The following is an 11,794-nucleotide window of genomic DNA, read 5'->3' on the forward strand; positions in this document are numbered from 1 at the left end:
GAGTTTTATTTGAAATGGAAAGCAAGCTACGCGAAATAGTACTTGACACTGAAACGACAGGTCTTGACACTGAATCTGGTCATCGAATTATTGAAATAGGGTGTGTGGAATTAATTAACCGCATTCCAACAGGTAAGGTATTCCATCGGTACCTTAACCCAGAAAGAGATATACCTTATCACTCGTTTAAGATTCACGGTATTAGTGAAGAATTTTTAGAAGATAAACCATTATTTTCAGATGTTGCACTTGAATTTCTTGACTTTATATCTAATGATATTTTGGTAATTCACAACGCTGAATTCGATGTTAAGTTCCTTAACATGGAGTTAAGCAAGCTGAATGCTGGGTTAATTTCCTCAGACAGAGTGCTAGATACATTACCTCTTGCGAGGAAAAAATTCGCAGGATCACCTGCTTCTTTGAATGCATTATGTAAGCGTTTTGATATATCGCTAGAGAATAGAGAATTGCACGGAGCACTAGTTGATGCTCAATTGCTTGCAAAGGTATATGTTGAACTTACAGGAGGGTTACAAACCTTTCTGTTTGATAATGAATGCAATCAGGACAGTAACTCCACATTCGTTCAGCATAAAGTACGTAATCTAACTCCCAGAGAACATTTACCAAATAGTGAAGAAATTGATGAACATAAGAAACTGTTAGACAAAATTAACAATACACTTTGGAATAAATATATTGAATAGGTTAACCAATAAAGATACAATTCAATTTTACTGAGAGCATTCTAATGGTAAGGTTTATAAGATTATTATCTAATGTGCTAGCAGCATTAGCAGTTGTTTTTTTAGGTTATTGTTATTTCACTAAAAAAGGCATATTTGCCCCAGCAGCGATTCACAACGCAGAAGTTAAGATAGGCGGAGATTTTTCTTTAATTAATCAGGACGGACAGATCTTGCACAGTAGTGATTTTAAAGATAAATACATGATGATTTTCTTTGGGTTTTCCTCATGCAAAAGAATTTGCCCTATGAACCTTGGAATAATTTCAGAAACACTTGCAAAGTTAGATGAGAAAACTAACAACAAGCTACAAACATTCTTCATCACAGTCGATCCTGAGCGCGATAGCACGGAAAGACTTAAAGAATTTCAGCAGCAATTTGACCACAGAATACAAATGTTAACTGGTGAAAGAGAAAAAATAGACGAAGTAATTGCAAAGTATAAAGTATATGCTAGCAAAGTTGGTGGAGAAGAAGAAATCAACCATTCTTCAATAATGTACCTTATTGGCCCTGGAGGAAAATATGTTACACACTTTGCAGCTGATTTAAATTCAGACGAAAGTCAATCTGATAAGATTTTGGCTGAGATAAGAAAATACGTAAACTGAATTATAGATTTTTCTGTTAATTAGTCGAGCATGCAACTGCATGAGCATTATGATTTGAGAGCAATCTCCATGGGAAGACACACACAACTGTACGAACGTTGTAGTTTGGGAGCAATTTCCACCAGTGGGGTGTCATCCCAGTGCCCAGACACTGGGATCCAGCTTCTATGCAACTTAATTAAAAACGTTTGTTTTAGCGTAAGACAACTACCTTTAGCTCATCAGCTCAGTTATAAGCAAAATTTCTGGATTCCAGTGTCAAGCACTGGAATGACATCATCTGTTGTGCAATTTACCTTCAAAAATGAATGTTCGTACAGTTATGGAAGACACATTGGAATGACACTATTTGCTGTCTTCAAAAATAAACATTCGTAAAGTTGTGCTTTTAATATGGGTTATCAGTTTAAAAATGTTGCTAATCAGCATATATGAATGTAATATTAATTAACATTCATAAACGAAGCAATACCATGGAAAATAGTTATAATGCCGATGCAATAAAAATCTTAAGGGGTCTTGATGCTGTAAGGAAACGTCCAGGTATGTACATTGGTGACACTGACGATGGATCTGGCTTGCACCACATGGTATATGAGGTTGTTGATAACGCAATAGATGAATCTTTAGCTGGATATTGTGATCAAATTGAAGTTAGCATAAATAAAGATGGTTCAGTATCTGTAACTGATAATGGTCGTGGCATTCCAACTGACATTCATGAAGAAGAAGGAATATCAGCAGCAGAGGTAATAATGACTCAACTCCATGCTGGTGGTAAATTTGACAGCAATACCTATAAAGTTTCTGGGGGATTACATGGTGTTGGAATCTCAGTTGTGAATGCATTATCAAGCTGGTTGGAATTAATTATTTGGCGCAATAAGAAAGAACACTTTATGCGTTTTGAAGATGGTGAGTCTATTGAACCTTTAAAGGTAGTCAACGAAAATACAAACAAAAGAGGAACTAAAGTCACGTTCATGCCATCAACAGAGACTTTTAATGGCATTAATTTCAGTTACTCAACGCTTGAAAGTCGTATAAGAGAATTAGCATTTTTAAATTCAAATATCGACATTACTTTACGTGATCTGCGCAATGAACCATATACAGAATCTCATTTCAATCAGAGCAATCAATCTAAAGACAATTTTGGTACAGCAAATTTTGTGCAGTATTTAGATAAGAATAAGACACATGTAACTAAAATTGCCAGTATGAAAGGAGATGCAGAAGATCTTGGCATCAGCTTGGAAATATCGATGGAATGGAATGATTCCTACTATGAGAATATGTTGTGTTTCACTAATAATATACGGCAACGAGATGGTGGTACGCATTTGGCAGGATTTAGATCTGCACTAACTAGATGTATCAATACCTATGCAACTAATGAAGGGTTTTTAAAGAAAGCAAAAGTAAATTTAACTGGAGAGGACGTTAGAGAAGGTTTAACTTGTGTTTTATCTCTTAAGATGCCTGATCCTAAGTTTTCTTCACAAACAAAAGATAAACTAGTTAGTTCTGAAGCACGTGCAGTTGTAGAAAGTATAGTTTCTGATAAATTGAGCACAATCCTTGAAACTGATCCCAAATTGGCAGCAAGCATAGTAGAAAGAGCAATCAGGTCAGCAAAAGGAAGAGAAGCTGCAAGAAAAGCGCGCGAGCTAGTTAAAAGCAAAAACAATATTGATATTGCAACTCTGCCAGGAAAGCTTGCTGATTGTCAGGAAAAAGCTCCTGAGTTATCGGAATTATTTATAGTAGAGGGTAATTCAGCAGGTGGTACTGCAAAGCAGGGGCGTAATCGTAAAACACAAGCAGTGCTTGCCTTAAGAGGAAAAATTCTAAACGTAGAACGTGTAAGTTTAGATCGTATTTTTTCATCTGCAGAAATAGGCTCTTTAATTACTGCAATTGGTGCTGGAATAGGGAGTGAACACTTCGATATTGAAAAAGCTAGATATCATAAAATTATCATCATGACAGATGCAGATGTTGATGGTTCACATATAAGAACTTTGATTCTGACTTTCTTTTTTAGACACATGCGTGAAGTTATTGAAAAAGGCTACTTATACATAGCACAGCCACCCCTCTATAAAGTTACAAAGAATGCTAAAGACACTTATATTAAAGATGACGAAACTTTTGAAGAGTATATAATAAACTCAGCAGTTAAAAGATTAACACTAAGTGGTACAGCTACAGAATTTAACAACTTGCGCCTTATTTTGAATAAATGCGTTAGCACTTCTAATATTAGCAAAAATTATGATAGAGAAATACCACAAAATCTCTTAGAGTCATTGCTAATTTTAAGTAAAAAGAATGCTCTATCATCGGCTGATGAGATATTAAAGTATTTGAAGTTAATGTACAGCGAATACACTTGGGAAGTGGAAATAAAAGATGAAGAAAAAGAAATTCATATCTCTAAATTGTTTCAAGGATTGGCAGACAAATATATATTTGCACTTAGTATGCTTGAAGGCAAAGATATGCAAAACATATTAAGTTTGCTTGACGGTATAAGTAATTTATTTAATGGTGATTCATTTTTAAAGTCACAAGAAACTGAAATAAGAATCACTTCTCCAAGTACGCTTGCAAAAATAATAATGGACTATGGTAAAAAAGGTTTAACTCTGCAGAGATTTAAAGGTCTTGGTGAAATGAATGCTGATCAGCTATGGGATACTACGTTAAATCCTGAGGCTAGAACTTTATTAAAGGTTGAAATAAAAGATTGTGAAGAAGCTGATTCCATATTTTCAATATTAATGGGTGATATAGTTGAACCACGCCGTGATTTTATTAATAGCAATGCACTTAATGTGCATGATGTTGATATTTGAACTTTTAGCAAAATGTACGAACGTTACGGGTTTAAGCAAAGACTGTGTCATTCAAGTAGCTGACACTGGTTCCTTTATAACGGTGTCATTCCAGTGCTTGACACTGGAATGGCTTTGTTGCATCGCTACTTATAAAAGGCTAACTATAATTAGGATTATAAGCAACTTATTGAAAATCTTGTTTTTTTGCAATCAATCTGATCAAATTTAAGAATAGTAATTTGTTATTTATATTAATAAATTTAATTCTATTGAAAATAGCTAAAGCATTGAAATTCTTGAATTTTAGCCGGATTAGTGAGTGGTAGTGAAATTTCTTTTACTCAAATTTAGGTATTCACTGACCGTTCTTGTTGTAAATACCAGAATAATAAGCTACTGATATTCTCCACCTTTTTTATCTTTAATCCATCATAGCTAGCGATGCAACAAAGCCCACTGGAATCCAGGTTGCTCACAAGCAAACTAGCATAGAAAGTGGTTACAACGTTTTCGATGAGATTGCAGAAAGGCTGGATTCCAGTGTCAAGCACTGGAATGAAAGCAGCCCTACGTCATGCCGCGATTCATTCGCGGTATCTCTAGATCCCGCTAACAAGCAGCGGGATGACGGTTGTCAGGGTGTCATCCCACTACCTTCTCCTGTCATCCCAGTGCCTCCCTCCCCTGTCATCCAAGTAGCTTGACACTTGTATCTTTATGATGTGAGGCATTAGAGCTAAAATACCTCACAGGGAGGGTGAAGCTGATGCAACGCTAATGCCATTAAGGCCGAATCCCAGATTTTGCTTCCCTCCCATAGAGTTATAGCTCTTCTCATAATAATCCCAATAAGGTAAGAATGGATTTATGGTAGAGGGGTTTGTATGCCAGCAGCGTATAGTTACGACTTAAGGAAAAAAGCAATGGAAGCAATGGAAGCATTGGATGAAGGAGAAAGTAGAGCAACTGTTGCCAAGTGACCTTACCCAGAAAAAGTGGAGAGAAAGAAAGGAGTTTTTTCGGGTAAAATAAAATTTTGGAGGATTAGAAATGGCAAGAGAATATACGGCAGAATTCAAATTGGAAGCTGTTAAACTGGCAAATGAACAAAGAAAGGCAGGTCAAACAATTACAAAAATAGCAAAGGATTTAGGAATAAAGGGTGGTTTATTAGGAAAATGGATAAAGAAACACAACGAAAAAAAGTCGGCAGCAGATGCATTTCCAGGTAGAGGTAACATGGCTCCTTACGACAAAGAGAGGTTTGATTTACAAAGCAAGAGTAACAAGGGAAAGAGACATTTAAAAAAAAGCCCTGGCCAGTCAAAAAGAGTAAAATATTTTTTTATAAAAGAGCATAGTAACTGCTATAAAGTACAGGAATTATGTAGGATTTTCTGCTAGTGGCTACTATAAGTGGACCACAAGAAAAATAAGCAGTAGAGAATCAGCAAATAAAGAGCTACTCGCAGCTATTCAAAAAATATATCAAGTTTCTAAATGTAGATATGGAGCTCCTAAAATTCATGCTGAATTGAAGGCTTTGGGTAAAAGTTGCAACTTAAAAACAGTGCAAAGTATTATGCAGAAAAATGGTATTCAGGCTATATTGAGAAGAAAATTTAAAATTAAGAAACAACAAACGGACAGTAGAGTCGTAGCTCCCAATATATTAGACCAAAACTTTATTGTCGATCAACCAAATAAAGTATGGGTAACTGATATTACTTATATAAAAACCAAAGAAGGATGGCTATATTTGGCAACAATAATCGATCTATATTCACGCATGGTAGTTGGCTGGTCAATGAGCAGTTCAATAAATAAACAATTGGTTATGGACTCTTTATTAATGGCCGTTAACAAGCGTAAACCTGCCAAAAATCTACTATTACATAGTGATCAAGGTTCACAATATACTTCGCAAGGTTATCAATATCTCTTATCCATAAAAAACATAGATGAGTTATAAAGGTTGTTGTTACGACAATTCTGTTGTGGAAAGCTTCTTCAGTTCTCTAAAAAGGGAGTTACCAATAGACACCTCTCGGCACTCTAAACAGCATATCAAAACTGCTATATTTGAATATATAGAAATTTTTTATAACAAACAACGTCACTATTAACTATTGCATTCCTGAGCATTTTGATTCATCATTCTCTTTGTGAAAAACATTCCAAACTTTCTCTCCACTTTTTCTGGGTAAGGTCAGTCAAACCTCCATTTTTTTTATATCAATTTATTACTTTTTTTTCGGTTTGACACACTTTTTTGAACCATACGCGTCAAGTTAAGGAAATAAAGGTATGAAAGAGATAGAATAATAAGGTATAAGTTCTCCCAGATATACTTTTAGTGAGAGAACCAATGAATAAAATAACTTGCTTATCAAAAAAGCTCAAAGAATTTTTTAATGAAAAAGCAGAGAAAATCTCAATTACAACAAGGTTTATAAAAAGAAAGAGAAAGCTAAAAGGTTCATCATTCGTAAAAGCCATGGTCTTGGGTAATATAGGAGTTGATAATTGTAGCGTAGAAACAATGTGTCAATTACTAAACGAGGACTCGATAGATATAACAAAACAAGGTTTGGATTTTAGATTTACTGAAGAAGCAGTGGAATTTATGAAAAGGATGTATAATGAATCTGTGATTCTCTTTAAAAATATCTTGCAAGTTGATTGCAAAATCTTACAGCAATTTAATAGTGTTAAATTATTGGACAGTAGCTATATTACTCTACCTAACAGTATGGAAGAGATGTATAAAGGTTATGGTACTAGCTACAGTGGCTATGAAAGCAATACTAAGTCTGGAATAAAGTTACAATTAGTTTTCGATTACATGAATCAGATAATAGACCAACTTAATTTAACGGAGGGAATAAGATCAGACCAGGGATATAGGAAACATTTAAGTAATATATCAAGCAATGATTTGCTAATATCTGATCTCGGTTATTTTGTGCCAAGTTCTTTTAAACAAATCAATGAAATAGGAGCTTATTTCATAAGTCGTCGATACCAACGTATATGATGTAGAAACAAATCAAAAAATGGAATTATTAGAATGTTTAGAGATTTTTAGAAAACGAGGTATTGTTAGGAAAAGAAGCAAAAATTAGAGTAAGAATTATATGTCAGAAACTAACTGAAGAACAGTCTATGGCCAGAAGAAGGAAAGCTAATAGATTAGCAAGATCGCAGGGATATACATCCTCTAAAAGAAATCAAAAATTGTTGAACTGGTCAATATTTATAACTAATGTTCCAGAAAATAAAATTAGTGCTGAGCAAGTATTAACGATTTACAGAGTAAGGTGGCAAATTGAGTTATTATTTAAATTGTATAAAAGCCATATCAGGCTTGATAAGCTAAAAGGAAAGCCATGCAGAGTATTATGTGAACTATATGCTAAATTGTGCGCAATTCTTATATTTCACGGCATAGTTGGTTGCACAGAAGTGAAAAAGAATACAGAACTTAGCTTAACAAAGGCATTTATTGAGCTAAAAAGGCGGGTTAGAGAGTTATAGCTCTTCTCATAATAGTCAGAACAAATCATAAAAAAGCAGAATCAACAGCTTGACGGAAAGACTGAAAAATAGGGATATTTTTTCTAGCTCTGTTCTTTATAGCAAACCAATGATGCTCAATTTCGTTAAAGTCTGGAGAATATGGAGGAAGATAAAGAATTTCAGCACCTACTCCTTTAGCAAGATCATCGATTTTTTTAGATTTATGGAAAGCAGCGTTATCAAGAATTACAGTTTGGCCAGACCTTAAAATTGGAGTCAAAAACTGCTCAAACCAAGCCTCAAAAACATCCTTGTTGCAGTATCCCTCAAAGGTCAATGGAGCAATGATTTTCTTTTTATTTAGAGCTGCAATCATACTGACACGCTGAGTTTTTTTACCTGATTTTAGTGAATGAAACCTCTCTCCTTTTCTGCAATATCCGTATGGGTAGTCTTCTGTATTGTCTATCCCAGATTCGTCAATATATACAAGATTTTCAGGATATTTTGTTGCTATAACCTTTGCAAATTGAGCTCGCTTTTCTTCATTTCTTTCTTTATATCCGTAGGTCTTTTTTTCTTGTAAAGCCAATATTTTTAAGTGCGCGGTGAATCGTTTGTCGACTGATATTGCCCCAGAGTTTAGCCATCTCTGACTGAGTTTTGCCGCCATGGTTTTTTGCAAATTCGGTGAAGACATTCCAGTCGGTAATTTTATGGTTATATCCTACGCTTCCAGGCTTTTTTGACTGAAAATCTCCTGTTTCCTCACGCCTTTTCTGCCACTCATATAAAGTCGTTTTTCCAATTTTAAATCTCTTGGCAACAGTTGCTCTACTTTCTCCCTCATCCAATGCTTCCATTGCTTTTTTCCTTAAGTCATAACTATACGCTGCTGGCATACAAACCCCACTACCATAAATCCATATCTTACCTTATTTGGATTATTATGAGAAGAGCTATAAGTTTTCTGGATCCAAGTAGTCAGGGCACTGGGATGACATCATCCTTTTTTTGGGATTCCAGCGTCACGCGCTGGAATGACATCACAGGGGCATTGGAATGACACCTCTCTTGGGCTCTTTTAGCTACAAACATTAAGAAATTTACCAAACGAAAAAAAAGGCAAAAGAAGCCCTAGTCATTGTCTATTTTCAGTATTGGCGTTTTTAAGTCTTAAACGCTGCAATTTAGCTGCTTTTAAATGCAACTAACCTTAGCTTTAATATTTAAGAAATTTACCAGGCAGAAAAAAAAGGCATAGAAAACCCGCAGTAGCTAGTTATTCACTCTCTATTTTAAAATTTGACGTTGGGTGATGTCTTGAACGCTTTATAAGCGCGTTTCAGCTTATATAGGTAAAAACCTAGAAATTTGATAAAGACATAAGGTACACATAGTGCAAAAAATTAAGCATAGTACGCCAAATACAAGTTTTCTTGTCATTTTAATCTGCTGCAGAGATTGCGAAGTTAAATAAAATAGCTTCAGTTTCATGATAAGGGCGCTGGCGGAGTTTGTCAAGTAAGTTTTTTCGTTTCTATTCCTAATAAAAGTTTGTTATATGGTTATGCAAGAAGTCTAATATAATTACAGCAAATTACTTTATTTTCTTAATCACCTGCTTTTCTCTTGCTATTGCAAGGCTTTTTTCTGGTACATCCTCAACTATAACACTACCTGCTGCAATTACAGATTCATCATGAATATTAAGTGGCGCAATTAGTGAGCTATTGGCGCCAACAAAGCAATTGCTCCCTATATTCGTTTCATATTTATTTTTCCCATCATAATTACAAACAATAGTGCCTGCTCCTACATTACTCCCCTGCCCTACTTTAGCATTTCCTATATAACTTAAGTGTTTTATTCTAGTGTTTTGACCAACTTCACTTGTTTTCACTTCCACAAAATTTCCTATTTTTGCCTTATTATCAATTGTTGTATTTCCGCGTATTCTGGTAAATGGACCGATCTCAGCATTACTTTTAATTAAGCAGTTTTCTAAATGCGAAAATGGCAGTATTTCCGCACCAGACTCTATTCTTACTCCAGAACCAAAAAAAACGTATGGGTAAATCACTGAATCTCTGGCAATTTGCGTATCAAGAGAAAAGAAAACAGTTTCTGGCGCAATAAGCGTTACTCCGGAGTCGGTAAAAACTTTTCTTTTATTTTCTTGAAAGTAAAATTCAGCTTTTATAAGGTCATTTCTGTTATTTATTCCAGTTGCCTCTTCTCCACCGGTAATAACGTAACCGACATTTAAATTACTCTTCACTGCAATAGAAACTATATCAGTCAAATAATATTCATGAGTTGAGCTATTGCACTCTATTTTCTCCACCAATTCACGTAAATTCTTTGCACATGCCACCATTATTCCAGCATTGGCAAGAAATTCTTCATGATTATTTTTATCACTCTTTGTTTCTACGATTTCTCTTAAGGAACCATTCTCAATAATTAACCTACCGTATTCTTTATTGCTTGCCCTAAAACCTAGGCAAACTAGAGCCTTGCCTTCTAAATAACTAATCATTTTAGTTATTGTGCTGCTTTTTATGAGCGGAGTATCTCCATACTGCACAACAACTATGTTCGAATCTGGCAATTCTTTCAGGTTTCTCATCGCAGTTTTGACTGCATCCCCCGTGCCGAGTGTTGATTCTTGTGTAATTAACTGTATATCCTCAAAGCACTTTAGTCTTTCAATTAAAGGCTGATCAACTACAACAGCAATATTTTCAGGATTTAACTGTTTTGCATTGTAAATGACATGCTGAAGCATGGAAAAATTGCCTATTTCGTGCAGAACCTTAGGCAAATCTGAATTCATCCGCCTGCCATGCCCGGCAGCAAGTATGATAAAAGTATGAGCTTTATTTATCACTTATCTTAAAGATGAAAAATGAAAACCATAATGATCAAGCCAACTGATTTTGTTATCGTAAAAGCTTCTTAGGTCGCTGATTTGATATTTTAGCATCGCAAGCCTTTCTATACCAATGCCAAACGCAAAACCGTTGTATTTAGTATGGTCTATTCCAACATTTTGAAAGACATTTGGATGCACCATACCACATCCAAGCACTTCTATCCATTTACTACCTTTATAACTTATGTCCACTTCCGCAGAGGGTTCAGTAAAAGGAAAAAAACTATTACGAAAGCGTATCTTCAGCCCTTTATCGCTAAAGAACTTATTAAGGAAGTGATGGATAGTAAATTTTAACTGGCCCATATTGACACTTTCATCGACATATAACCCTTCTATCTGGTGAAACATAGGAGTGTGAGTTGCATCAAAGTCATTTCTGTATACTCTACCTGCAGCTACTATTTTAATTGGGAACTTTTTTGTTTTTTCCATGGTTCTAATCTGTACAGATGAGGTGTGAGTGCGCAGTACCATTCTTTTATCATCTATTTTGTTCTTTAAGTAGAAGGTATCTTGCTCCTCTCGCGCAGGATGATGACTTGGAGTATTCAGTGCATCAAATACATGAAATTCATCTTCAATATCAGGGCCATCAACTGCTTTAAAACCCATATGTGCAAAAATAAGCTTTACTTCATTTATAACCTTACTGAGTGGATGGACCTTGCCCATTTTTTCTGGTCTAACGGGCAACGTGATATCAACCGCCTCGTTCTGCAATTTAAAGCTAACTTCTTCGGCTTTTAGTATATTTTCCTTATTCATTATAAGCTGATCTAGCTTATTACGTAAAACGTTGATAACTTCGCCTAAATCACGCTTTTTCTCTGCATTTTCTATCTTTTTTAAGTTATCAAAATACGCTCTAACTACACCCTTTTTTCCCAAATATAATAGTCTAACTTTTTCTAAATCTTGCAAAAAAGAAGCATTCTCAATTTCGGAAACTGCTTTATCTTCAAGTGAAAGTATGTCATCTAATAACTCTTTATTCATCTTAAAAACGCTGGCTTAAACTTTCATTATAGTGAAATTTTAAATATCATCAACAATTCGAAAAATTGCCCTATTCTGATTATTAATTTATTGACTGATTAATCTTTTTTATTTACCTTTGCGTTGATGAAT

At 34.9% G+C, this 11,794-nt stretch carries 7 protein-coding genes and 2 pseudogenes; 6 read left to right on the top strand and 3 right to left on the bottom strand.

Annotation, left to right across the window (positions count from 1 at the left end; all coding sequences use genetic code 11):
• Nucleotides 1-14 precede the first annotated feature (14 nt).
• The 6 genes and pseudogenes from dnaQ to OPR28_RS02360 all read left to right on the top strand — a co-directional run.
• Nucleotides 15-710: a DNA polymerase III subunit epsilon gene (gene dnaQ, locus OPR28_RS02325; RefSeq protein ID WP_065094937.1), complete on the top strand. Its 696-nt coding sequence runs from the start codon at nt 15-17 to the stop codon at nt 708-710.
• A gap of 44 nt (nt 711-754) precedes the next feature.
• Nucleotides 755-1,363 carry an SCO family protein gene (locus OPR28_RS02330; RefSeq protein WP_265023429.1) on the top strand — a complete coding sequence of 203 codons (609 nt, stop codon included), beginning with the start codon at nt 755-757 and terminating at the stop codon, nt 1,361-1,363.
• A gap of 69 nt (nt 1,364-1,432) precedes the next feature.
• On the top strand, nt 1,433-1,741 hold the full coding sequence (locus OPR28_RS02335; protein ID WP_265023430.1) for a hypothetical protein: 309 nt from the start codon (nt 1,433-1,435) through the stop codon (nt 1,739-1,741).
• Nucleotides 1,742-1,836: 95 nt separating this feature from the next.
• Nucleotides 1,837-4,224, top strand: coding sequence for a DNA topoisomerase (ATP-hydrolyzing) subunit B (gene gyrB, locus OPR28_RS02340; RefSeq protein ID WP_264329768.1), 2,388 nt, complete (start codon nt 1,837-1,839; stop codon nt 4,222-4,224).
• Nucleotides 4,225-5,256: 1,032 nt separating this feature from the next.
• Nucleotides 5,257-6,375, top strand: a pseudogene (locus OPR28_RS07120) (IS3 family transposase).
• 199 nt (nt 6,376-6,574) lie between these two features.
• Nucleotides 6,575-7,740: pseudogene (locus OPR28_RS02360) on the top strand (IS4 family transposase); the annotation flags it as partial.
• Between the two features lie 28 nt (nt 7,741-7,768).
• Here the strand turns inward: OPR28_RS02360 and OPR28_RS02365 are convergent.
• The 3 genes from OPR28_RS02365 to pheS all read right to left on the bottom strand — a co-directional run bounded on the left by OPR28_RS02365 (nt 7,769) and on the right by pheS (nt 11,662).
• Nucleotides 7,769-8,627 (bottom strand): IS630 family transposase gene (locus OPR28_RS02365; protein WP_265023237.1). Its coding sequence is split into 2 segments (ribosomal slippage): nt 7,769-8,303 and nt 8,302-8,627, totalling 861 coding nucleotides; the frame shifts between segments, so codons are not numbered across the junction.
• A 698-nt stretch (nt 8,628-9,325) separates the two neighbouring features.
• On the bottom strand, nt 9,326-10,618 hold the full coding sequence (gene glmU, locus OPR28_RS02370; protein WP_265023431.1) for a bifunctional UDP-N-acetylglucosamine diphosphorylase/glucosamine-1-phosphate N-acetyltransferase GlmU: 1,293 nt from the start codon (nt 10,616-10,618) through the stop codon (nt 9,326-9,328).
• The gene (pheS, locus tag OPR28_RS02375) at nt 10,619-11,662 is read right to left on the bottom strand and encodes a phenylalanine--tRNA ligase subunit alpha (protein ID WP_264723232.1); all 1,044 of its coding nucleotides are present in this window, start codon (nt 11,660-11,662) and stop codon (nt 10,619-10,621) included.
• Between the last annotated feature and the right edge of the window lie 132 nt (nt 11,663-11,794).

Source organism: Wolbachia endosymbiont (group A) of Epistrophe grossularia (assembly GCF_947251435.1).
Lineage (GTDB): Bacteria > Pseudomonadota > Alphaproteobacteria > Rickettsiales > Anaplasmataceae > Wolbachia > Wolbachia pipientis.